This window comes from Campylobacter jejuni, from assembly GCF_001457695.1.
In the GTDB taxonomy this organism is placed as follows: domain Bacteria; phylum Campylobacterota; class Campylobacteria; order Campylobacterales; family Campylobacteraceae; genus Campylobacter_D; species Campylobacter_D jejuni.
The window spans coordinates 1045274-1070037 of sequence record NZ_LN831025.1 but is presented as its reverse complement, the minus strand read 5'-3'; the positions used below and the strand labels follow the sequence as shown (position 1 = coordinate 1070037).

At 28.8% G+C, this 24764-nt stretch carries 24 protein-coding genes and 1 pseudogene; 15 read left to right on the top strand and 10 right to left on the bottom strand.

What is annotated here, in order from left to right:
• The first annotated feature begins 52 nt into the window (after positions 1 to 52).
• The 15 genes and pseudogenes from flgP (at position 53) to AT682_RS05420 (ending at position 14003) form a co-directional block, all read left to right on the top strand.
• Positions 53 to 568, top strand: coding sequence for a flagellar assembly lipoprotein FlgP (flgP, locus tag AT682_RS05490; RefSeq protein ID WP_002882646.1), 516 nt, complete (start codon positions 53 to 55; stop codon positions 566 to 568).
• Positions 544 to 993: a flagellar assembly protein FlgQ gene (flgQ, locus tag AT682_RS05485; RefSeq protein WP_002882648.1), complete on the top strand. Its 450-nt coding sequence runs from the start codon at positions 544 to 546 to the stop codon at positions 991 to 993. The genes flgP and flgQ overlap by 25 nt, the downstream gene beginning before the upstream one ends.
• Before the next feature lie 56 nt (positions 994 to 1049).
• Positions 1050 to 2351, top strand: a complete 1302-nt coding sequence (flgR, locus tag AT682_RS05480) for a sigma-54-dependent transcriptional regulator (protein ID WP_002882649.1) — start codon at positions 1050 to 1052, stop codon at positions 2349 to 2351.
• Positions 2351 to 3382, top strand: coding sequence for an aspartate-semialdehyde dehydrogenase (gene asd / locus AT682_RS05475; protein ID WP_002882650.1), 1032 nt, complete (start codon positions 2351 to 2353; stop codon positions 3380 to 3382). Before flgR ends, asd begins: the two co-directional genes overlap by 1 nt.
• A gap of 8 nt (positions 3383 to 3390) precedes the next feature.
• Positions 3391 to 3897 carry a YqhA family protein gene (locus AT682_RS05470; RefSeq protein WP_002852919.1) on the top strand — a complete coding sequence of 169 codons (507 nt, stop codon included), beginning with the start codon at positions 3391 to 3393 and terminating at the stop codon, positions 3895 to 3897.
• A 51-nt stretch (positions 3898 to 3948) separates the two neighbouring features.
• Positions 3949 to 4139, top strand: a pseudogene (locus AT682_RS05465) (mini-MOMP protein).
• Positions 4140 to 4147: 8 nt separating this feature from the next.
• The gene (locus tag AT682_RS05460) at positions 4148 to 4582 is read left to right on the top strand and encodes a c-type cytochrome (protein ID WP_002882652.1); all 435 of its coding nucleotides are present in this window, start codon (positions 4148 to 4150) and stop codon (positions 4580 to 4582) included.
• A 30-nt stretch (positions 4583 to 4612) separates the two neighbouring features.
• On the top strand, positions 4613 to 5728 hold the full coding sequence (gene livJ, locus AT682_RS05455) for an ABC transporter substrate-binding protein (protein WP_016818203.1): 1116 nt from the start codon (positions 4613 to 4615) through the stop codon (positions 5726 to 5728).
• Positions 5729 to 5749: 21 nt separating this feature from the next.
• The gene (gene livK / locus AT682_RS05450) at positions 5750 to 6859 is read left to right on the top strand and encodes an ABC transporter substrate-binding protein (protein WP_002853905.1); all 1110 of its coding nucleotides are present in this window, start codon (positions 5750 to 5752) and stop codon (positions 6857 to 6859) included.
• An 18-nt stretch (positions 6860 to 6877) separates the two neighbouring features.
• Complete coding sequence (livH, locus tag AT682_RS05445; protein ID WP_002852952.1) at positions 6878 to 7774, top strand: branched-chain amino acid ABC transporter permease; 897 nt, start codon at positions 6878 to 6880, stop codon at positions 7772 to 7774.
• Positions 7774 to 8826, top strand: a complete 1053-nt coding sequence (gene livM, locus AT682_RS05440; RefSeq protein WP_016818204.1) for a branched-chain amino acid ABC transporter permease — start codon at positions 7774 to 7776, stop codon at positions 8824 to 8826. The genes livH and livM overlap by 1 nt, the downstream gene beginning before the upstream one ends.
• Positions 8823 to 9593, top strand: a complete 771-nt coding sequence (livG, locus tag AT682_RS05435) for an ABC transporter ATP-binding protein (RefSeq protein ID WP_002853599.1) — start codon at positions 8823 to 8825, stop codon at positions 9591 to 9593. Before livM ends, livG begins: the two co-directional genes overlap by 4 nt.
• Complete coding sequence (gene livF / locus AT682_RS05430) at positions 9580 to 10275, top strand: ABC transporter ATP-binding protein (protein ID WP_002852965.1); 696 nt, start codon at positions 9580 to 9582, stop codon at positions 10273 to 10275. Before livG ends, livF begins: the two co-directional genes overlap by 14 nt.
• Positions 10276 to 10292: 17 nt before the next feature.
• Entirely contained in the window at positions 10293 to 13538 is a 3246-nt protein-coding gene (locus AT682_RS05425) for a cytochrome c biogenesis protein (protein ID WP_002883451.1), read from the top strand.
• 15 nt (positions 13539 to 13553) lie between these two features.
• A complete protein-coding gene (locus AT682_RS05420; RefSeq protein ID WP_072238654.1) occupies positions 13554 to 14003 on the top strand; it encodes a hypothetical protein in 450 nt (149 codons plus the stop codon).
• A 1056-nt stretch (positions 14004 to 15059) separates the two neighbouring features.
• Here AT682_RS05420 and AT682_RS05415 read toward each other — a convergent pair.
• The 10 genes from AT682_RS05415 to AT682_RS05375 form a co-directional block, all read right to left on the bottom strand.
• Positions 15060 to 16169 carry a hypothetical protein gene (locus AT682_RS05415; RefSeq protein WP_002882975.1) on the bottom strand — a complete coding sequence of 370 codons (1110 nt, stop codon included), beginning with the start codon at positions 16167 to 16169 and terminating at the stop codon, positions 15060 to 15062.
• Between the two features lie 150 nt (positions 16170 to 16319).
• Complete coding sequence (locus AT682_RS05410) at positions 16320 to 17420, bottom strand: hypothetical protein (protein WP_224380188.1); 1101 nt, start codon at positions 17418 to 17420, stop codon at positions 16320 to 16322.
• Between the two features lie 209 nt (positions 17421 to 17629).
• The gene (locus tag AT682_RS09615; RefSeq protein WP_002882977.1) at positions 17630 to 19054 is read right to left on the bottom strand and encodes a hypothetical protein; all 1425 of its coding nucleotides are present in this window, start codon (positions 19052 to 19054) and stop codon (positions 17630 to 17632) included.
• Positions 19055 to 19152: 98 nt separating this feature from the next.
• The gene (locus AT682_RS09885; RefSeq protein ID WP_002882979.1) at positions 19153 to 19500 is read right to left on the bottom strand and encodes a hypothetical protein; all 348 of its coding nucleotides are present in this window, start codon (positions 19498 to 19500) and stop codon (positions 19153 to 19155) included.
• The gene (locus tag AT682_RS05395) at positions 19488 to 20348 is read right to left on the bottom strand and encodes a hypothetical protein (RefSeq protein ID WP_002873071.1); all 861 of its coding nucleotides are present in this window, start codon (positions 20346 to 20348) and stop codon (positions 19488 to 19490) included. The genes AT682_RS09885 and AT682_RS05395 overlap by 13 nt, the downstream gene beginning before the upstream one ends.
• 15 nt (positions 20349 to 20363) lie before the next feature.
• Positions 20364 to 21905: a hypothetical protein gene (locus tag AT682_RS09650; RefSeq protein ID WP_002882980.1), complete on the bottom strand. Its 1542-nt coding sequence runs from the start codon at positions 21903 to 21905 to the stop codon at positions 20364 to 20366.
• Positions 21898 to 22221, bottom strand: coding sequence for a hypothetical protein (locus AT682_RS09605; protein WP_169313240.1), 324 nt, complete (start codon positions 22219 to 22221; stop codon positions 21898 to 21900). Before AT682_RS09605 ends, AT682_RS09650 begins: the two co-directional genes overlap by 8 nt.
• 93 nt (positions 22222 to 22314) lie before the next feature.
• The gene (locus AT682_RS09600; protein ID WP_002882983.1) at positions 22315 to 22755 is read right to left on the bottom strand and encodes a hypothetical protein; all 441 of its coding nucleotides are present in this window, start codon (positions 22753 to 22755) and stop codon (positions 22315 to 22317) included.
• Between the two features lie 121 nt (positions 22756 to 22876).
• The gene (locus AT682_RS05380) at positions 22877 to 24052 is read right to left on the bottom strand and encodes a hypothetical protein (RefSeq protein ID WP_002882987.1); all 1176 of its coding nucleotides are present in this window, start codon (positions 24050 to 24052) and stop codon (positions 22877 to 22879) included.
• 4 nt (positions 24053 to 24056) lie between these two features.
• Positions 24057 to 24731, bottom strand: a complete 675-nt coding sequence (locus AT682_RS05375) for a hypothetical protein (protein ID WP_002801461.1) — start codon at positions 24729 to 24731, stop codon at positions 24057 to 24059.
• Between the last annotated feature and the right edge of the window lie 33 nt (positions 24732 to 24764).

Sequence of the window (24764 nt, the reverse complement as noted above, 5' to 3'; positions counted from 1 at the left end):
GAACGCTTATTGCTTTTTATTTTACTAATTACAATATTTTGAAGGTGTAAAAATGAAAAAAATTTATTTTATGCTAGCAATAGCAGGAATTTTCGCTGGTTGTGTACCAAGTGCAAACAGTACAACTAAAAATTCAAGTGCAAATAGCACTGCTCCATCTCAAGATGTTATCGTGCAAAAAGTCGACAAAGATGATGTGCGTGATATTATCAGAGAAGAAAAAATGTTAGCTCCAGACGCTAGTGAAACGGAACTTAGTTTTACAGCAGTTGGTGAAGGGATTGCTCCGATGAATACAGTTTCTACTGCTCAAGCCCTAGCTTTAGCAAAAAGAGCAGCGATTACAGATGCTTACAGACAGCTTGCAAGTAAGCTTTATGGTGTGAAAGTGAATGGTAAAGACACTGTAAAAGATGCAATGCTTAGAAGTTCAACTATTACTGCGCAAGTAAATGGTTTGATAAAAAATGCAAGTATTATTGATGAGAATTTTAATCAAGGGCTTTATAGAGTAAACTTAGAACTTAAAATCGATGCAGACAAGTGGAAAGAATTGTTTGCTTATTAATTTTTCTTAGCTTTAAGCTTTTTGCCCAAGATGAATTTATTTTTTGGGCAGAGCTTTCTAGTAAAAATTTCATTCTCTTTCATCAAAATCAAAATTTATCCTTAGCAATGACGCAAAGTGAAAATGTTGAAGAACAATGGGTATGTGAAATTTCTTATAGTGATCAAGATTTAAAAGTTTTACCTCGAACTTCTTTAGGATTAATTGATGATAATATGCTAAAAACAATTAAATTTAATTTTTTAAATTCTCATAAAGATGAGTTAAGTGATTGCTTTATAGGAGCTAAAATCAGTGTTAAGGATATTGTTAATACCGACTTATTACGTGCTCAAAGTGAAACTTATATTAAAATTTTACCCTTGCGTTTTACCGTGGAATTTGGCGAACAAAATGCGATAATTTATTATCTTAAAAAAAAGTAAATTCAAAATTAAGCGCAAATTGGATACTATAGCAGAAATTTTTTAAAAGGCTTAGGATGAATTTAGTCATAGTAGAAGATGATATTAATATGCGCAAATCCTTAGAAATTGCATTAGCAGAGTATGAAGAATTTAATATTAAATCTTATAAATCTGCTACTGAAGCTTTAAAAAAAATAGATGAGAATACAGATTTGATTATTACAGATATTAATATGCCAGGAATTGATGGCATAGAATTTGTTAAAGCCTGTGAAAATAAATATGATTTTATTATTATGACAGGAAATGCTACTTTAAGCCGTGCTATAGAAGCGGTTCGTTTGGGAGTAAAAGATTTTCTAACCAAACCTTTTGATGTTGATACTTTAGTCGAGGCTATTAAGCGTGCTAAAATCATAAGAGAAAAAATAGCCGATAAAAAAAGCAAAAAAAATGAAAAAAAAGAAGAAAATAAAGATTTTTTTTCAACTTCTCCTAATTTGGAAAAAACATTAAATTTAAGTCAAAAAGCGGCTAAAACTGATGCCTCTGTAATGTTTTTTGGAGAGAGTGGAGTAGGAAAAGAGGTATTTTCTCTTTATATTCACACTCATTCTAAACGCTCTAATAAGCCTTTTGTTGCTATTAATATGGCAGCTATTCCTGCAAATTTGATTGAAAGTGAGCTTTTTGGTTTTGAAAAAGGTGCTTTTACTGATGCCAATGCAACTAAAATAGGGCTTTTTGAAATGGCTAATGAGGGTACTTTGTTTTTAGATGAAATTGGCGAAATGCCTTATGAAATTCAAGCCAAACTTTTAAGAGCTTTGCAAGAAAAAGAAATTACGCGACTTGGAAGTACGAAAAGCATCAAAATAGATGTAAGAATTATCAGTGCAACTAATGCAAATTTGGATGAAAAAATAAAAAATGGCGAATTTCGCTCAGATTTATATTATCGTTTAAACACTGTTCCTATTAATATCCCGCCTTTAAGAGAGCGTAAAGAAGAAATTTTAGGTATAGCTCAAAAGGTTTTAGAAGATACTTGTAAAGAATATGATTTTAAGGAAAAACAGCTCAGCCAAGAAGCTAAAAATGCTTTGCTTGAATATGATTTTCCTGGTAATATTAGAGAATTAATATCCGTTGTACAAAGAGCTTGTATTTTAAGTGAAAATGATGAAATTTCAAGTGAAGACTTGTTCTTAGAAGCTAGAAGTATAAAAAAAGATGTAAAGAATTTAGAGAAAGAATTGATTTGTGAAGTTCTTTTAAGTGTAGATTATGACAAGGATCAAGCTTCTCAAATTTTAGGCATGGATATAAAAATTTTAAATGAAAAAATTAAAAAATATCAAATAAAGGATAGGTAATGTCAAAAAAACAAAAAATAGCCATTGTGGGTGCTACTGGTGCGGTTGGGGAAGAGCTTTTAAATGTTTTAGATGAACTTGATTTTCCAGTGGAAAGTATTTTACCTTTAGCAAGTGCAAAAAGTGTAGGTAGTGAAGTAGAATTTAAAGGCAAAGCTTATAAAGTCAAAGAACTTACTGAAAATGTATTTAAAGAAAATCCTATTGATATTGCTTTTTTTAGCGCAGGTGGAAGTGTGAGTGAAAAATATGCTAAATTTGCAGTAGAATCGGGTGCTGTTGTTATTGATAATACAAGTCATTTTAGAATGGAAAAAGATGTTCCTTTGGTGGTTCCTGAATGCAATCCTGAGGATATTAAAGATTGGAAAAAAACAGGGATTATTGCTAATCCAAATTGTTCTACTATACAAATGGTACAAGTTTTAAAACCTTTAAATGATGCATTTAATTTAAAGCGTGTTGATGTAAGTACCTATCAGGCTGCAAGTGGAGCAGGAAAAGAAGGAATGCAAGAATTGGTTGAAGCCATGCAAAGTTTTTTTGCTTTTAAACTTGATGAATTTGAACCTCAAACTTTTCCTTATACTTTAGCACTTAATCTTATTCCACAAATTGATGTTTTTATGGATAATGATTACACTAAAGAAGAACTTAAAATGGTCAATGAAACTCAAAAAATTTTACATAAAAATTTAGAAGTTTCAGCAACTTGTGTAAGAGTGCCTGTTTTAAGAAGTCATAGCGAAGCTATTACTATGCATTTTGAAAAAGAAATAGATGTAAAAAAAGCTAAAGAAATTTTAGAAAAAGCACCAAGTGTTGTTGTCATAGATGATCTTAAAAATAAAAAATACCCTATGCCTTTAATGACTAGCGATACTAATGAAACTTATGTAGGAAGAATTCGTGCTGATGTGTATGATAAAAAAATACTCCATCTTTGGTGTGTGGCAGATCAAATTCGTGTAGGTGCTGCAACAAATGCTGTGCGTATTGCGCAAAAATGGTTAGAATTAAAAAATAAATAAGGAAAAAAATGTTAGAGAAAATATTTGAATCTTTACTTGTTAGAAGTCGTATTGTTACAATTTTACCCGTAATTTTTGGTTTAATTGGAGCTTTTGTATTGTTTTTTATTGCAAGTTATGATGTTTTAAAAGTTATATTTTATACTTATAATTATTTTTTTGATGCAGGTTCTAATGTGGATTTGCATGAGGATGTGGTGGCTTTAATTATAGGAGCTGTTGATCTTTATCTTATGGCTTTAGTTTTGTTTATTTTTTCTTTTGGAGTTTATGAGCTTTTTATCAGCGAAATAGAAGAATTTAAACAAACAAAACAAAGCAAGGTTTTAGAGGTGCATAGCTTAGATCAATTAAAAGACAAGCTTGCAAAAGTTATCATTATGGTCTTAGTGGTAAATTTCTTTCAAAGGGTTTTGCAGATGAAATTTGCTACTCCTGTGGATATGGCTTTTCTTGCTGGATCGATTTTAGCTCTTTGTGTAGGACTTTATTTTTTACATAAAGGTGGTCATTAACAAGGATTATCTTTTTTTGATATAATCGTTTTTTGTGTTTAAAGAATAAAAATGAAAAAAATATTTTTAATTGGTATGATTTTAAATCATTTTGTTTTTGCAGCTCCGTTAGATGAAGTCTTTAAAGATATAGAAGTTTCAGGGACTGTTCGTTATCGCTATGATATTAAAAAAGAAAAAAATACAACAAAAAAACACATAGATATCAAAATAAAACACAAACGGAAATTACAATAAAATAAGGAAAATCATGATTATACGATGGTTGTTTATTAGTTCAATATTTGTTGTTGCGCTTTTTGGTATTAACTTGAAATCATTTTTTACTTATACCTTTGATGCAAATAAGCAATATGATATGGAAAAAGCGAAGGCTTTGTATTTTCAAAATAAATGCAATACTTGCCATGGAGATAATGCTGAAAAGAGTGTTATAGGATCTAGAATTTTAAAAGATATGTCTCCTGAGGATATTAAAGGAGCTTTGATAGGTTATACTCTTGATAGTAGCAGTTCTACAACAGCTTCTCAAATGGCTTTTTATGCTAGAAATTTAAGCCACGAGGATATAGATAATATTATTGCTTATATTAAAGGTGGAAATTTTGCGCTTGATTTGCAAGTAAAAGACCTTCTTGAAGAAGAACCTGTGCAAAAAACAAAACATAATATATTTCTAAAATAAAATGTAAAAACTATAATTAAAAGGAATGCTATGAAAAAACTAACTTTAACTTTAAGTGTTTTAACTATGGTAAATTGTTTATATGCTAAGGATATTAATATAGGGGTAGTTTTACCTTTAACTGGAACTGTGGCAGCTTATGGGCAAGATGTTTTTAACGGAATTGAACTGGCTAATAAGCTACAACCAAAACTTTCAAATGGAGATGTTATTAAACTTATCACAATAGATACAAAAGGAGATAAACTTGAAACTTCAAACGGAGTTAATCGTTTAATAGCAACAGATAAAGTCCTTGGGATTATTGGTGAAGCTACAACTCCAAATACCATTCAAGCTATTTCTATAGCAGAAGAGAAAAAAATTCCTCTAATAGCTCCAGTGGCATCTGGAGATAAATTGCTAGATAAAAAGAAATATGCAAGTAGAGTTTGTTTTAAAGACAGTTTTCAAGGAGATAAATTTGCTACTTATGTATCTAAGGATTTAGGGCTTAAAAATGCTGTTATCATCATAGATCAAAGTAATGTTTATTCTTTAGGTTTGGCAAGAGCTTTTGAAAATTCTTTTAAGAATAATGGTGGGAAAATTATAAAAAAACTTGTTATTAATTCAGGAGATAAAGATTTTAGAGCTGTGGTTTCTCAACTTAAGAGTTTAAATCCTGATTTTGTTTATATGCCTATTTATCATCCTGAAGCTGCTTTAATTGCGAGACAAGCAAGACAAATTGGTTTTGATAAACTTTTAGCAGCAGGAGATGGTGTTAATAATCAAACTTTTATAGATCTTGGCGGAAGTGCTGTCAATGGAGTAATTTTCACTGATAGTTTTGATTATAACAATCCATCTACACAATTAGGAAAAGATTTTGTTGCAGCTTATGAGAAAGTTAAAGGAACAAAAGAACTTCCAGCATTTTCGGCTATGGGGGCTGATGCGTATTTTGTAATGTTGAATGCTATGAATGCTTGCGTTGATAATCTTAGCAGCGAATGTATTAATAGCAAAATTCATCAAACTAAAGATTTTCAAGCTGTTGGTGGTGTGATTACCATAGATGAAAGCGGTAATGCCATTCGTTCTGTTGTGATTAAAGAAATTCAAAATCAAAAACAAAATTATAAAACAATTATAAATCCATAATTACTAAAATAAAGGTAGAGAATGAAAAAAAGTTTAATTTTAGCAAGTATTCTAAGTTTAAGTTTAAGTGCTGCGGAAGTCAAAATAGGAGTTGTTTTACCACTTAGCGGAGCTACTGCAGCATATGGACAAAGTGCACTAGAAGGGATTAAACTTGCAAATTCAATGCAATCAACTTTAAGTAATGGAGATAAGGTTTCTCTTGCTATTATTGATACTAAAGGTGATAAATTAGAATCTTCGAGTGGAGCAAATCGTTTAGTTTCTCAAGATAAAGTTATAGGTCTTATAGGGGAAATGGTTACTGCTAATACATTGCAAGTTATGCGCGTAGCAGAAGATAATAAAATTCCATTGATCGCTCCTGCTGCAACTGGTGATAGATTGCTTGATAAAAAAATATATTCTTCTCGAGTATGTTTTATGGATAGTTTTCAAGGTTCATCTTTAGCAAAATATGTTTTTTCAAAACTTAATTACAAAAGTGCTGTTATTGTAGTAGATCAAAGTACTGACTATTCCTTAGGTTTAGCAAAAGCTTTTGAAAAACAGTACAAGTCTAATGGTGGTCAAATTCTTAGAATTTTAAGAGTTAATTCAGGTGATAAAGATTTTAGAGCTATTGTAGCTCAAGTTAAAAGTTTAAATCCAGAATTTATTTTTTTACCGCTTTATTATAGTGAAGCTTCTTTATTTGCAAGACAATCAAAACTTGCAGGTTTAAATATTCCTATGGGTTCTGCAGACGGAGTTGCAGATCAAACTTTTATTAGTTTAGCTGGAGATGCAAGCGAGGGTTATATTTTCACAGATAGTTTTGATGCTAATAATCCAACTACAAAATTAAGCAAAGAATTTATCAGTGTTTATGAAAAAGCTAAAGGAACAAAAGAAGTTCCAAATTTTTCAGCTATGGGGGCTGATGCGTATTTTGTAATGCTAAACGCTATGAATGCTTGCGTTGAAAATCTTACTAGTAAGTGTGTCAATGAAAAAATTCACCAAACTAAAAATTATCAAGGTGTTTCTGGTGTTATCAGTATTGATCAAACAGGAAATGCAACTCGTTCTGTAGTGGTTAAAGAAATTAAAAATCAAAAGCAAAATTATAAAGATATTATCAATCCTTAAAGGAAAAATAGAAAGATTATGGATTCTACTTTATTTTTACAACAACTTGTTAATGGACTTAGTTTGGGCAGTATGTATGCCCTTATTGCTGTTGGCTATACTATGGTTTATGGCGTGCTAAGACTTATTAATTTTGCTCACGGCGATATTATGATGGTTGGTGCTTATGCAGCTCTTTTTTGCATGACTAATCTAAATGTTCCTTTTCTAGGAGCTTTGTCTTTGGCAATGATTTTTGCTGCTTGTGTTGGAATAGCTACAGATAGAATCGCCTATAAACCTTTAAGACAGGCTCCTAGAATTTCATTGTTGATTACAGCAATTGGTATTAGTTTTTTCTTGCAAAATCTTTTTAATATGCTTTTTACTTCAACACCTAGAACTTTTACACCGCCAAGTTATTTTGAGGAAAGTGTTAATTTTGGCGGAGTGATAACAACTTATGGTTCTTTAATGGTTCCTGCTCTTACATTTGTTATTTTAATAGCAGTGTTATGGATTTTGTATAAAAGCAAATATGGTATAGCTATTCGTGCTTTGGCATTTGATATACAAACAGTAAATTTAATGGGTATAGATGCAAATCGTATTATTGCTATAGTTTTTGCCCTAGGTTCAGCTTTGGCAGCAGTTGGGGGTGTTTTTTGGGCTGCAAATTATTACTCTGTTGAACCTACTATGGGAACTTTAATAGGTTTAAAAGCTTTTGCTGCTGCAGTTTTAGGAGGTATAGGTTCTGTAGTAGGTGCAGTTTTGGGTGGACTTATTATAGGATTTACCGAAGTTGTTGTTGTGGCTTTTTTTCCAGATTTATCAGGCTTTAAAGATGCATTTGCTTTTATTTTTTTGGTGTTTATATTGTTATTTAGGCCTACGGGAATTTTAGGTATAAATTTTGAAAAGAGTAGGTTTTAATGATGGTTAAAATTAAGGTTTCACATTTAATCTTTTTAATTGCTTCAATTATTTTTATTTTCATTTCTCCTTATATTTTTGGGGACTATGGATTAAACATTGTTAATCAAATTGCTATTTTTATTATTTTGGCTGTGAGTTACAACCTTATTAATGGTGTAACTGGACAATTTTCACTAGAACCCAATGGATTTGTTGCGATTGGAGCTTATGCGGCTGCTTTAGTTCTTTTAAGTGCTGATGCGAAAAATGATCAGTTTTTTTTAGATGGTCCTAGTTCTTTTATTTTAGCCATCCATTCAAATTCCTTTATTCTAGCTTTAATTGTGGCTGGAATTTGTTCATCTTTACTTGCCCTGATTTTGGCTTTTGCTGTATTTCGCGTGAGAGGGGATTATTTGGCTATTGTAACTTTAGGCTTTGGAATAATTATTAAAATAGCTGCTATTAATTTTCCTTCTATTACTAATGGCTCAAGAGGACTGGCAGATATTCCACAATTTTCCACGATCTATTGGACAGGTGGTATTGCTATTGTAGCGGTTATTTTAATTTTAAATATAGTTTATTCTAAATATGGTCGTGCAATGAAGGCTATAAGAGATGATGAAGATGCTGCAAGTGCTATGGGAATAAATACTTTTTGGATAAAAACTTTAGCTTTTAGCACTTCAGCATTTTTAGAAGGTGTAGGTGGCGGACTTTTAGCTTGTCTGTTGACTACCGTATCTCCAACTCAATTTGATTTTTTACTTACTTTTCAGCTTTTGATTATTATTGTTTTAGGTGGACTTGGTTCTACTACAGGTGCTATTATAGGTGCGATATTGGTTATTGGTGGAAGTGAGTGGCTTAGATTTTTAGATGAGTTAAATATAAAAATAGATTCTTTAAATCTTGATATCCAATCAACGCCAGGGCTTAGAATGGTTGTTTTTTCTATTGTTCTGATTTTAGTAATGCTTTTTGCAAGAAAAGGCATAATGGGTTATTATGAGTTGAGTGATGTGATTAGAGGGATTAAAAAGCGTTTTAAAAGGAGCAAAAAATGATTTTGGAATTAAAACAAATTTCAAAAAGTTTTGGTAGTGTTAAGGCTATTAATGAAACTTCTTTTAAAATCAATGAGGGTGAAATTTTTGCTTTAATTGGACCTAATGGGGCTGGCAAAACAACTCTTTTTAATATTATAACAGGTAACTATAAACCTAGTTCAGGTTCGGTTGAATTTCTAGGAGAAAGAATTGATCACTTAAAACCTCATAAGATTGTGCATTTAGGAATAGCTAGAACATTTCAAAATATTAGGCTTTTTTCAAGCATGAATGTGCTTGAAAATGTTCTTATTGGTTTTAATAAACAAATGAAATATAATATTTTTGAAGCCTTTTTGCATTTAGGGCGTTTTGGAAAAATAGAACAAGTATTTAAAGAGAAGGCTTATGCAATATTAGAAGAACTTGGTATTGCAGAATTTGCCTATGAAAAGGCTACTAGTTTGAGTTATGGACAACAAAGAAAAGTTGAGATTGCAAGAGCAATGGCTACTCAGCCAAGATTATTATTGCTCGATGAGCCAGCCGCTGGGATGAATAGCTCTGAGAGTGATGAACTTGCTGAGCTCATTTTTAAATTACGAAAAGATTATAAAATTAGCGTTTTGCTTATAGAGCATGATATGAAATTTGTCAATAAATTGTGTGATCGCGTATTGGTGCTTGATTATGGAAAAACAATTTTTGAAGGTAAACTTTGCGATGCTGTAAATCATAAAGAAGTAATTGCTGCGTATTTAGGGGATTTTGATGCTAATAGTTAAAGATTTGCATGTTTATTATGGATTAATTGAAGCTGTTAAAGGGATTGATTTTAAAGTGGAAACAGGTCATATTGTTTCTCTTATAGGTTCAAATGGAGCAGGTAAAACTTCAACTTTAAATGCGCTTTTAAACTCAGTTAAAAGAACTGGTGAGGTTAATTTCTTAGGTTATGATACTAAAAGACATTTAACTCATACTTTAGTTCAAAAAGGTATAGCTTTAGTTCCTGAAGGAAGGCGTGTTTTTATTAATTTAAGCGTAGAGGAAAATTTAAAAATAGGTGCTTTTAATAATGCTGAAAATTATGAGCATTTAAGAGAGCAAATGTATAAACTTTTTCCAAGACTTGCAAGTAAAAAGCATGCTTTAGCTGGAACATTGAGTGGAGGGGAAGCGCAAATGCTTGCGATTTCAAGGGCTTTAATGAGTGAACCAAAACTTTTGATGTTGGATGAGCCTTCTTTGGGACTTGCTCCAAAGATTGTGGGTGAAGTTTTTGATATTATTGTGCGTTTAAAAGAAGAGGGTATAACTATTCTTTTGGTAGAGCAAAATGCTTATTCTGCATTAAAAATAAGTGATTATGCTTATGTTTTGGAAAATGGTCGCATTGTAATGGAAAACGAGGCTAAAAATTTAATAGGTGATGATGAGATTAGAAAGAAATATTTAGGGCTTTAAAATTTAAAGGAAAAAGAATGAAAAATATAATAAAAAGCATAGGGGATTTAAGAGTTTCGGTTGTATTGTTTTTGCTTTTTGCGCTTTTTTGTGCTTTGGCAACTTTTATTGAAAGTGCTTATGGAACTCCTACGGCTTGGGCAATGGTTTATGATACTTTTTGGTTTGAATATATACAACTTTTACTTGGTATTAATTTACTATGCGGGATGTTTCGTTATAAAATGTTTGGGCTTAAAAAATTGCCTTTAATGATTTTTCATATTTCTTTTTTATTTATTTTAGTGGGTTCTGCAATGACAAGATATGCTGGTTTTGAAGGTATCTTACCTATTAGAGAGCATACTCAAAATTCACTTATAGAAAGTTCTAAGACTTCTTTGCGTATTTCTGCTATAAAAGATGGAGAACGCTATAGTGCGGTTAATGATCGTTATATAGGAAATTTGCCTTTTGCTAATTCTTTTAAACTAAAACTTAATTTAGGTGATGATCAAGCTGAATTAAAATATAAAGATTTAATCTTAAATGCTCATTATACTTATAAAGAAAATAATAATTCTGATCCTTTATTGGTTTTGATGCTTTCTCAAAAAGGATCTCAAGGTGTTGATGTTAAATTTGAAAAAGGTGAAGTTAAGAATATAGAAGGGGTTAACTTTGCTTTTATGGATGATAATGTTAAAGCACCTTTTGTAAAAATTGATGAAAATTTAACTTTAAGTTCAAGTGAAAACTTACATTTTCTAAGTATGCTAGATGGACAAAATTTAGACCTTAAAATTGGAGAAAAGGCAAATGCTAAGGAAAGAAGGCTTTATGAAATTAATGATATTAGTTTTGTAGTTAAAGCTGCTTCTTTGCATGCGCAAGAAGCTTTAGAAGGTTCCAATAGACCTCAAGATGAAAGTTTTTGGTTATGGTTTAAATCTGCTTGGTTAGAAGTGGGTAGAACTATGTTGATTTCTACTTTTGGGGAGCCTCAAAATTGGAAAAATTCTTTATTGTTGCATTTTAAAGATTTTGCCTTAAGCAATGAGAATAAAAACTTAGAATTAACTGGCTCTAATGCTTTAAAATTAGAATTAAGCTATAAAAATGAAAGTAAAGAATTTTATATTTTTGAATATAATAAACCTATTATGATAGAACTTGCAGGTCAAAAATTCTTTATTTCTTGGGCACTTTCTTATGAACAATTGCCTTTTGATATTTATTTAAGAGATTTTGTATTAGATCGTTATCCAGGTTCTATGTCTCCAGCTTCTTATGCAAGTGAAATTACCGTAAAAAATAATAATGAAAATTTTGATTATAGAATTTTTATGAATAATGTTTTAGATTATAATGGCTATAGATTTTATCAAAGTTCTTATGATCAAGATGAAAAAGGGACTGTTTTATCTGTAAATAAAGATCCAGGTAAAATACCAACTTATATGGGTTATTTTTTGCTTTGTCTTGGAATGTTTATGAATTTTTTAAATCCACATTCTAGATTTAGAACTTTGGCAAGATTGATTAATAAAGACACTTTAAAACATACAAGTGTAATTATTTTTATTTTATTGTTATCTTTTGGTTCTGAAAAGACTTTTGCTCAAGATTTAAATTCGACCTTACCTATGGTAAATACTAATCATGCTAAAGCCCTTGCCGCTTTAATAGTTCAAAAATCAGCAGATGGAAGAATGGTGCCTTTTGATACGCTATCAAGAGAAATTTTAGAAAAAATTCATCAAAGTGATAGCTATAAGGGTCAAAATTCTAACGCTGTTATGCTTTCCATGCTCGTTGATGTAGATAAATGGCAAATGGAACCTTTTATTTTAATGCCACAAAATCAAGCAGTTCGTGATGCTATTGCAAATATTTTAGAAATTCCTAGCGCTAAATATATTTCTTATAAAGATTTCTTTGATGAGAATAACCGATATAAACTTCAAAAATATGTTGAAAATGCAAATCGTAAAAACCCAAATGCAAGAGGAGTTTTTGATAAGGAAATTATAAAACTAGATGAAAGAGCTAATGTTGTAAATTTAGTTTTTAGTGGTGAATTATTTAAATTTATTCCTGTTCAAAATAATCCAAATAATGTTTGGCTTGCACCTTTTTCTGCTGTAACTACTCTTAAGGGGGATGAAGGGCATATTGTTTTGGCTTTAATACAGAATTATTTTAGTGCCGTGGAAAATGCTTTTAAAGATGGTAATTGGACTAGAGCTGATGAAGGCTTGAAATTTATCAAAGAATATCAAGAAAAAATAGGATATAAAGTCATGCCTAGTAAAACCAAGGTTGAAATGGAAATTTTTTCTAATAAGGCTGAAATTTTCGTTAAACTCGCTCCTGTATATTTAATTGCGGGTTTTTTACTTTTGATTCTTGTTTTTTCTAAAATGGTCATACCGAATTTAAAAATCTCTTTTATATTTAAAGTGGTATATGTTTTAAATGTTTTAGCTTTTGTAATTCATACAGTAGGTCTTGGACTTCGTGCTTATTTATCAGGTCATGCTCCATGGAGTAATGGCTATGAAAGTATGGTGTATATAGCTTGGGCATTGTCTTTGTCGGGTATATTTTTCTCTAGAAAAAGTCCTATAGCCTTGTCATTAACTTCTATTTTATCCGGTGTTGTATTAATGGTTGCACATTTAAGCGAAATGAATCCGCAAATTACAAATCTTGTTCCTGTGCTCAATTCTTATTGGCTTAGTATTCATGTATCTGTTATTACTGCTAGTTATGGATTTTTAGGACTTTGTGCCTTACTTGGTATCTTTACATTGTTCTTAATGTGTTTTCTTAAGAAAGATGGAAAATATAATCTTAATATTTTGAGAAATATTACAGAGGCTACAAGAATTAATGAAATGGCAATGATTTTTGGACTTTGTTTACTTACTGTAGGAAATTTTTTAGGTGCAATTTGGGCAAATGAAAGTTGGGGGAGATATTGGAGTTGGGATTCTAAGGAAACTTGGGCTTTAGTTAGTATTTTGGTTTATGCAGCAATTTTACATCTTAGAATGATTCCAAAATATTGTAATCAATTTGTGTTTGCTTTATGGAGTATGTTTGCTTATTGGGTTATTATTATGACTTATTTTGGAGTAAATTACTTTTTAACAGGACTTCATTCTTACGCTGCAGGCGAAGCGGCTCAAATTCCTAATTATGTTTATTGGGGATTTGCATTGATGGTGGTTTTAGCTCTTTTTGCAAGAAGGAAGCGAAATTTTGTAGGCAAACTGTAAATGAGCCATATTTTTTTGGTTATTTTTTGTGCTGCTTTAGCGCTTTTATTGTTTTTAGGCATGATTGCTTATCTTATTACAAGTGATGGCAAAAAAACAATTAAAAAGCAAAAAACTAGCCAAAAGCAGCATGTAGCTGAAAAGACTAAAAAATTTGATACAGACTTAGATAAAATGATAATTGCTGCTTCCGATGTTAAGCTAACGGATATTGAATTAAAAGAACTTGCCAAACTTTATGTGCAGACACATAAACTTGGTTCAAAAACTTCTAAAGAATTAGATGAAGCAACAAAAAAGAAACTAGAATTTGTTTCTGCTTTGGCTGCAAATATTAATGCAAGTGCACAAACAGTAAGTTACTTAAATAAAGAACTTAAGAAAATTTCTGGATCTTACAAAAAAGAAATTGATGCTTACGAGCATATGGGATTGGCTAAAAGAAAAATTAAAGAAGATAAATAATATGGTGCGCTCAAGAGGACTGTGATTTATAGTTAAAATAACCAAAAGAACATACTTGAAAAATTAATAATACAAAAAACATATACTTTAACATATACTTTTTAAAAAATAAAATTTTTCAAATATAGAAAATCAATAGAAGAAGAGAAGTTTAGTTAAAAGTTTGTTTGGTAAGCCAAAGGGAAAATTATAGATCCCCTTTAAAAAATGGGAAATCAAGTATTAATAACACTTGACTATAATTATACAAAGTAGTATAATTATTACTATAATTTTGTTTAGCAATTTAATCACCTCCCTTCTGGGCGGTAAATTAACGCTAAAGGGTTGCAGCCCTTTGGCATCTACCTTTTATAATTATACCAAACAAACTCTTTAGCTTCTTAATACATTTTGTTTATAATTGATTCTTATCTTTTAGCATAAGCAAGAAAAATATAAATTAAAAAATAAAATAATTCAATATAAAGGAGATAAGCTTAGTTAAAAGTTTGTTTGATACCGCAGGTAACCCACTCCAGTTGCCCCAAAAATTGAGCTTGGTTAATATGCCTTGACTATAAATAAACAAAGCAGTATAATAACCACTAGAATGAGTTTTATGTACCTCCTTTCAGGGGTTTCACAATTTAGCCGTAGGGGGTCAGCCTGCGGCTTAAACCCTTAATGTAATTTACTAAACAAACTCTTTAACTTCTGAAACAATTTATGAAAGATTTTTGTATAAGTTTTAATATTTTATATGAAAATTTAGGTGTAAGCTATAAACAAGAAGCCTTTCGAGCTAGCTAAGAATACTTGGCTTTAGTTAGGAAGCTCCTACTTCTAAGCGTTAGCGAAAGTAGGAGTAATTCACAGTTTTCATTGTTTTAAAATTTTTCTCTTCGTTATTAATAGATAATTTCGATATATCATATCTATCCCAAAAGATAAGCTCTAAAGGTCGTTGTAAAAAATGATAAGTTAAGCTTATAAAATAATCAAAGCTATAAGCATACCACAAGGTATATAAAATCTTTTAAGTTTGTAGAAGGGTTTATTCACGGATGCTCATATTTATTTTAAATTAGCTTTTTCTAGCATTTTATTGTTCCAACCTTCTGGTAAATCTTTTATGCTTGGATAATAAGGGCGTAAAAGTTCTATATAAACTCCTTTCTGATAGGAAAGCTCAAAATAATACTTTCCTAAAGCAGAAGGGATAAGCTTTGCATCTCCGTGATAATTTCCATCAGAATAGACAAAATTAGGGCTATCAAAAGGGCTTCTAGGAGAAACATATGGGCTTTGTTGAATTGGTTGCACTCCTATTTCATCATAAGCAAAATAATCATATATGTTAAATTTAAAAATACCATTATTGCCAAAGCTATAATCATAATAATCATTAAAATAACCATTTTCTCCTTCAAATCCCATATCAAGCAATATTTTTTCATAACGCTTATTTATTTCTTCGTTTAAATTTTTATAATCTATTTTTGTGTCATCCATATAAGCTGCAGGATTAAAAAGAAGCTTGGTTTCATCTTGAAACAAACCATAAGAAAGCTCTAATAAGAAATCTTTTAAACTCCAAACCAAATAAGCATAAAAATACTCATCATCAAAAGTGATTAAATAATCTTCATCTTTTTTATTTTGTTTTGCTAAATAATCAAGCATAGCAAGCAATATTGGATTTTTTTTAATATAACTTTTATCTTTAAAATTATTAGCTTGTTCTTTTGTAAGAATGCCAACTTCTCCTAATTGATCATAAATTTCATCACTAAATACGAAAGGTTTTATGCCATGGTTTTTATTGATTGCATCAATATAATTTTTTATTATCATTGTGTTTTTACTATAAAGTTCTTTCACATAGGAAATGATTTGTTCTTGGCTTAAAATTTGAGTGTCTTTTTCTATTTTACATTGATACTCTAAATTATTTGGACTTTCAAAATAATAACCCCCACCCATACCATCATAAAATTTAGGTTTAATATAATTAGGATTTTTATTAGCAAGCCATAAAGGATTTTTTATCTTTTTAACTTCTTCTTCTAAATTTTCAAATTTAGCGGGTATGTATTTTGGGATGAGTTTGTTGCCTTTTTTATCAAAAACAATTTTACCAAGATATATGCCAAATTTTGGATTATAGCATTCAAGCTCATTCATATCATTAAATTTCCAAAAATATTGCTCGCTAGGACAAATATTATTATAACTTTTTATGTTTGTATTTATGGCTAAATAGCATAAGGTTCTTTTCTGGTTTGTAAGAAATCTTTATGTTTAAATATATTCTTTATGGCTACTTCTAACATATCAACCCCTATATTTTTCAAAATAAAATGTGCTTATTCTCGCATCTCTTTCACTTGGAGAAAACCAATAAATTGCAGGCTTATCTGAAAATATACTGTATTTATAAGGTTTAACTCCGACACAATCTGTATAATTATTACTAATTATGCATTTTTTATCATACGCCCAAAACATAACAACATTTTCAAATTTAAAATATCCATTAGAATATATGAGTTTAAAAATGCTTTCTGTATGTTGATTTTTTATTTCTTTAGAATTATTTTTATCAATATAAAAATGTCTAAATTTGTGAAAAAAAGTTGATAATATCTGTTCTTTTTTGTTTTTTAAATTCAAATATAATGCTTTTTTTCCTACACTATTATAAGATCCGTTATTGTATTGTTTAAACTCTTTATAAATAGTTGGAATTGGTGGTTCTATGTCAAAAGCTTTTACCAAATCTTCAAGAAATTCTTGAAAAAACATAATTTTTTCCTCATCACTTTTGTTTGAAAATTCACTAAATTTTGCTTTATAGCTTGGTATGATAAAAAATTTCTCATCAGAATAAACATCTATAAATTTTTTAACAAATTTCTCTCTTTCTTTTAAATACTTATCTCCATCACTTACACTTTTAATAAATTTTTCATTAGCTAAATCAAATCTATAATAAATATAAGCAATTTTTCCTGCAAGTTGGGGATAATTTTTAAAAAATTCATAATTATTTGTTTCTTTTGCTTTTTCTTTAAAACTTTGGCAAGCTTTTAAAAACTCTACAGCCTCAAGAACACTAAAAATACAATTTGTTTGAATTATATCACTATTAAAATCATTCCTTGGTTTGCTTTCTTTTACATCCTCATCCCTTCCAACTCCTACTCTAAAGCTCATATCTATAACTATATGAAAATCTTCTAAACTAGGTATAGCCTTTTTTTCATCATAAGCAAAGACTATGATGTAATATTTATAATCTTTTATATCTTTTATTGGTTCATTATCTCTACTTATAGGTAAATGAAATCCACAAATATTACCTTTAAAACTCGCTATAAATTTAAGATCTTTAGCTTCAATAGAACGACAATCAGCATCCAACAAATATCGCATTTTTTCTCACTATTGCACTCTACATAACTCCAATTTAGCGTTTTATCGCTTTCTTTTTCTAATTGCAATTCTACATAAGTCCCTGGTGCAAAAGAAGCATTTAAATCGATATGGGAATTTTCATGAAATATTAGTGTTTTATTTATAAACTTTTCCTACAAATATAATTTTATTATCTATTTTTTCAGGGTAAGCCACTTTGAGTGAGATTATATTTTCCCCTCACTCTGCACAAACTTAACCTGCTTACTTAAATCCTCTAATAACTGTGCTTGTGCCATACCTATGCTACCATTACTGCCAAATTCTCCCTTTTCATTGATAGAGTAAAGATATAGATTATCTTTTATTATACTTTGTTCTTTTTTGCTTTTTTTATTTTCTTTTTCATTACTTTCTTTTATTTTTAATTCTTTAAAAGTTTTAGAACATTCTTTATTGGTATATAATCTTACACAACATTTTCCCCAAGTTTTTCCTATTTCAAAGGGATAATCTTTTAAAAAGCTAGGGTTAGTATCTTTAGCTATTTCATTAATCTTTAAATAATATTCTCCTTCAGGCAAAGTGCCAAATCTATCTTTAATACTTTCATCATCATAATAAAAATAAGCTTTTTTATCTTTACTTGTATCTTTTTCATCTTGGTAAAAATAATTTGCAATTTGCTTTTTACTTCTTTTTTCATTATCTGCCTTAGCAGTACCACTTCTTGCCATATAAGAATTAATTAATTCATTTCCTTTATAATGATAGAGATTAAATCCATCATAAACTAAATGATCTTTTGCTTTAAATTTAAGCATGAGTCCAACTTTGTGATGGGTATAATTATTAAATATCCTTTTAGCATTTTGTAAAGGAGTAGGAAAATAAGCTTCACTTTCATCAAGCTTTACTTTAAAGCTATAACAATCACTAAAATACTTTTCTTTATCAAATTTTATTTTACCCTTTTCATCACTGCGTCTTTTTAGATTAACTACTCTTAAAGCTTCATCATGTTTAAAACCTTTGATAATGATTTTAGCATTAGCAATGGGTTTATTGTGTTCATCTTTTAAATATAAAGTGATAAAGCAAGGTTTTTTAGCACTGGATGAGGATTCATTTAAGGGTTCTTTTGAAATTTTGTTAAAACTTGTATTGTTGTAGAGGATAGTCTGTTCTAAATTGGTTTGAGAGTTTGTATTGTCATCTTGCAAATATAATACCCCAGATGGCAGGATACGGGTTTTATAATATTCACGAAGTGAAGTTATAGAAGGAGTTAAAGAATTAAAAGATTGGTTTTGAAGTATTTGAAATACTCTTTTATAAATAACCATAGGTGTAATCTTTTCTTGATCTATAAAATGAATATTAACCGTTCTACCTATTTTTAAGGGATCTAATTCCTTTTCTAGAAAGAAATTTACAAATTCTGCAAGACTGCTATCACTTTCAAAATCAAAATTATCCTTTAAAGGATAAAGTTTTAGATTGGAAATACAAACAGGTTCATAAGTTTTAGCACTAATATGAAATTTTACATCTTTATTAAATGCTATACTTGTGCTTCCAAAAGCAAAAGCTCTTTTAGCATAATTGCCTGAATTTGTATCTAAATAATAATGAATTATTCTAACTGCCATTTTATTTTCATCGTATTTTTCGTATTTATTTTCTTCATTATTTTCTTTATCTTTAGTGCTTTTATCTTTATTCTTATTATCTTCATCAAGAAACGGATTTACACCTCTATATATCTTAGTTTTATGATATCGTCTAATTCTAAAATATATGTTTCATTTTCTATTTTATCTTTAAATTCCCCAAGTTCTTTTTCACTAAAAACACTTTTGAAAAAATTTTGAAATATCCCAAAATTTGTAGCATTGGTATATCTATCTACATATTTCATATAATCAAGTGCTGAAGCTTGTATGATTATTTCTTTTTCATCTCTTGCTTGATAATCTTTACCTATAAGCACACGGTTATCTTTTCTGGCTAAATCACTTGGCGGTGTGCTTTGCCCCCAAAGATAATAGGATAAAATTTCTACTCCATAATCGCCTTTTAAATTTAACGATGCCATTCATCCCTCCATTGCATATCATGAAATAATTGATAATATAATCCAGGAGGATCAAAGTCATAACGCATTTCAACTTCGCCACAATTTGTAATGGGATAATATATGTATTCATGATTGTTTTTATTATCTTTATTTTTCCAATATTCTACAGTGCCTTTTTTAAATTTAAAGTCATGGTCGTTTCCAATAAAATATTTTTGTATCATTAAAGCAAAAACAGAATAACCAAATTTTGAATAATAACCAGTATCACCACCAACGACAATAAATCTAATATCATAAGGCATAAAAGTAAAATCACCTAACCTATCTTGTAAGAGTAAAGAATATTTAAGCTCTAAATCATCTGTTAAAATTTTTTCCTCCTCAAAAGGTCTTACAATGCTAAAGCCTTGCATTATTTTTTGCATATTTTCTTCTTGGCTTTTATTAAGATCAATTTGTTTTGCAATATCATCGATACCAAATTGTTTGCCGTTGCTGTAAAATTGACAATTTAAACCTTTCTTTGCTTTTTCTTTGCTTGAATAATAGCAATTAGTGATATCAAGCCAATCTCCATCTGCATTCATAACTAGTGGATCATGTGCTTGGTTATAAAGTTTTTCAAGCCAATCTTTAGTAGCTCTTTCAAATAATTCATTTTGGCTTAATCTTCTACCTTCTTTTATGCAATAACCCTCTTGATTAAGTGTTACTATAGGACGTAAAGTCACTTTTACATAACCATTTTTAATTTCGGTATAAAAAAGTAATTTATATCCGATAAATAATATAGCCACAATCCAAGTTAATTTTTTTAATTTTGTATTAAATAAAAAATTAAGTCTATAAAAAAGTTTTTTCATTTATAATCCTAAAATCTAAGCTATTTTACAATAATACTTACAATAACCACTAGAATAATTTTTAATCTTTGCATTATGATTGTTATATTTTATATTCAAATCCCCTAGAGAATTTAAATCCTCTTTATCGTATTTAAAATAATAAAGCAAATTTTCTTCTTTATCTTCAAATGAAAACTCATTATTTTCTTTTGCACCTAAAAGAAGTTTTTCATAAAAAAATACTCTTGTGTTAAATTCTTTAAATTTAATATCATATTCTTTTTCTATTCTTTTAATGTCAAGTAAAGATTCATTTTTAATAAAAATATCGCAATGACTATCATAAATATGGATTAAATTTGACATCGATGAAGCATTATTTAAAAAGATAATTTTTTTATTTTTGTCTTTATTTTCTAAGATGAAATGGTTTAGGTTTTTAGAATGAGAGGTTGGTTTGTATTCTTGAAAATCTTGTTTATTTTGTTCTAATATATTCTTATTTTGAATTTGATTAAAGCTCATAACGTTCTTATAAAGTTCTTTTCTTGCATTTAAATAAGTATCTGTGATTTTATCTTTGTGTAGCAAGAATATAATATAAAAGCTAGAATGATAAGGAAATTTTTCTTCTATATATGGTATGCTTAATAAAGCTTGATTGTTTTGATTAAGACTCGTAAAGCTTTCACAAAAATATAAAGCTTTTAATAAATAAAATTCTGAATCAATGTGGATATTATCTATTGTATCTTTTGGGCTTAATATTTTGTAATTATTTTGCAACTCATTGATTCTTTTAATAATATCTTTACCATCAAGTATAGGAGCTTTTTTAAAGTCATAAAAAGGATAATAATAATGCTTTAAATCTTCTGAAATTTTGCCATTATAATACAACTGAATTCTTTGCATATTTTTAATTTGTGTTTGATGACAATGTGCTAAGTTATGATAATATTTTTCTTCAGAACTTAAATGAGTTTCATACTCTCTTATAAAATCAATAAAAGAAATACCACTATCTTTTAACCAATCTTCTATTTTAGAATTAATCCACCAAAGAATTATCATACCAATGCCAACAATACTAATGGCTGCTAAAACACCTAATAAGATGCTGCTTGTAATTGCTATCGCACTATAAGTTGTAATGGCTGCTGTGCTTATTATCGGTATTCCTATTTTAAAAATTTGTGAAGCAATAATTTCAGAACCAATTTTTACAGAAACTTTTAAACCATCTTTTGTTTTTTGATATTCTATTAAAGCATCAATTCCACTAAGGGTATTACCTGCTCTTTTTATGATGATTTTAAAAGGGAGTAGGTAAGGTTCGAGGTCTTTGAAAAAGCTAGATATTGTATCCTTTGCATTACTTATAAATCCAGTAGCATCTTTCATGGTTTGAATTTCATTTTGATGCATAAAATTTTCCGTTTTATTTACATCTTCTACTTCTTTAAGTAGTTTTTCTCCTATTTCATCTACACCTGCATTTTTTAAAAGAATTTGCAATTCTTTTTCTGTTTCGTTTAAGGTTTTATTTTGAGTGTTAAGTTCTATCTCATTCATTTGTGCATTCTTTTAGTTTGGTTTGTATGGATTTAAGTTTATTAGTTTGTTTTTGGTTAAGTTTGAATTTTTTAAAAATATAGATCAATTTTTGAAGGTTTTTTATTAAATTATTATCATCAGTATAAGCATATTTTTCTAATTCTTTATTAAAAAATAATAAAATTCTATTAGAAGTAAAATCAATTTTGCTCATACCATTTAAAATTGTCATAGTTTTAGGGGTATTTAAATCACAAATATAATCTTGAGAAAATTCACTCAAATACATACTAGTAAATCCACTATTATAGCCAATTAGGTCGTTAATATACATTCCGATTCTAACTACATCAAAGCTATCAAACTTATGAATATCTTTTTGTAAAAAATCCTCTTCTAAACGAGTATTTAGAAAAAATAAAAAATCTTATCTTTCCTTGTCAAATAAAAAATAAGTTTTATGATTTGTGATATTTCTTTCATTGTATAAAAGATAAAGTATAATATCAGTATTTGAATTTGTTGTAACATGTCCAGCTTGTCTCATAAGCTCAACATCTTCTTCTGTAGGATAGTAAGAGGTTAAAGTTTTCATATCTTCAATACTAGCTTGTATCATCTTAAGATTTTTAATAATCATTTGTGTAACTTTTTCTTGATTATAGTTTTCTTTGCTTAAATTCTTAGCATACTCTAATTCTTCCTTGCCTTCGTTTTTGCTCCACTTGATTAAAGCACTAAGATTTTCTCTTGCTTTGTTATTATCAGCTTCCATAGAATTAAACAATTCATAAATATTGCTAATAACTACATATAAAACCACCAAGATGAAAATGATAATCCAAGATTTTTTTGAGAATTTAAACAAAGGTTTTATCCTTAAAAATAATATTATTTTGCATTATAACATTAATTATAAAATTGTCATCTTTATTTTTTTATTTACAATCAAAGAATTAATATAAGTTTGATAAGCATTTTCTAAATCTTTAAAGCCAAGTTTTTTTAAATTCATCAATACTTTTATAAAGCTCTTTTCTTGCTTTTAAATAAGTATCGTTTAGTTTGGCTTTGTGGAAAATAAAAAGAATATATTCATCTTCATCATATTCTAAAATTTCTTTAGCTATTTTTTCATTTAATAAAGCTTCATCATTATTATCTAAAACTAAAAAAGCTTCACATAAAAACAAAGTTCTTAAATAAGCAAATTCTGAGTTGATATTAATATTATCAATATCTTGTAAATTTAAAGTCTTTAATGAGTATTTTTTAGTAGCGATAATGTTTAAACTTTGATTTGGATTTAAAAAAGTATTTCTTTCTTGTTTTAATTGAAAGCTTAGATTTTCATTTAAGGATTTAAATAAAGAATTAAAAATCTCATTTTTGATTTTACTATCTTCTTTGTAAAGTTTTAAAGCAAGTTGATATTTTTGTTCTTCTTGATCAATGATTTGATCTTGTTCTTGTAAATCTTGTATGTTTTTTAAATACTCTTCATCCATAAAATTATAGGAATTAGAAGCTATGCTTGTTTTAGTTATAAGTTCTTTTTTCTTTGCTAGGACAAATTCGTATTCTTTAGAATAGCTAGGGTAGGGGTGTGGGGTGAAGAGGGATAAACCGTTTATGAGAATTTGAAAATTATCTTGTTGTAAAATTTGACATTCTTCTGGACTATTGCAAATTTGCTTAAAATTTCTTGGTGCAAGAAATTTTTCATATGTAGAATTAAGAAAATTTGTTATTATGCGAGAAGCTATACCATCAAAAATAAATTTTAATGTTGCATCTAAAGTATTATCATAAATGTCGAAAGCTTTATTGGTTGCATTCTCGATTGCGACAGGAATATCATTTGCATAAATAATTGTAATTACAGCAACTTCTACTTGACCAGTTCTTATGCCACCTACAATACCTACTGCAATAATTGGGCCGCTAACTAAATTACTTGTAAAATGAACTACAGCTTTTCTAAAATTCTTAGTCTTATGATATACTTCTTCTGATTCTATAAAATTTGTTACTAAATCCAGATGGCTAAGTGATTTTTTAATATATCTATTAACAGCTTCTCCTAGAATATCTTCGTTTTCTAACAATTCTTGTAGTGGTATGACATAAGTCAATGATTCTCTTAATTCGCTTAAGCTAGCCATTATTTTACTCCATTATGAAGCATTGTTTGTTTGCTAAAAAATAAACCCTTGCTGCATAGTAAGCTTTTGAAAAGAAATATTCTTCTTTTTTCAAATTTTTATCGTATTCATCATCATAAAAAGCAAAGTAAATTACTTCATAAAGATTATTATAAAAATCTTTATTATTAATAAGATTAAGAGTGCAATTTTCACTTTGAGAGTCTATAATCTTAAAAACATAATTTATCTTTTCTATAAAACATTGCATTTTACTTTTTACATCTATAATTTTACAAGAGTTAGCTTTTTTCAAGAGCTCTTCGCTATCTTCTTTTAAAATTTTTTCCATATATTCTCCCCAATCCTTTTCTACAGTGGCAACTCCTGCAATGTATTCAGGTTTTCCAAAATTAAGTCCTGATTTTAAAGGATATTCTGTGGCCATTTTTTCAAATAAATCTTTTAAGCTTGGGTTTTGGGAAAGAAAAACTTCTTTGCTTTTGGTATTGCTTATATAATCAGGGATGCTTTCAGAATCTTTTATTACAATTTGTATAATTGGAGATAGCTCCCTTTCTTTTTTAGGTAGAATAAATTTATCAACAAAAGAAAAAGAACTCACAATAAGGACAAGAATAAAAAAAGCTTTTATAGGGTGGTATAAAATAAAAAAATAAATTTTGTAAAATAAATTCATAATTACTCCTTAATTTATAATATTGTATCTAAA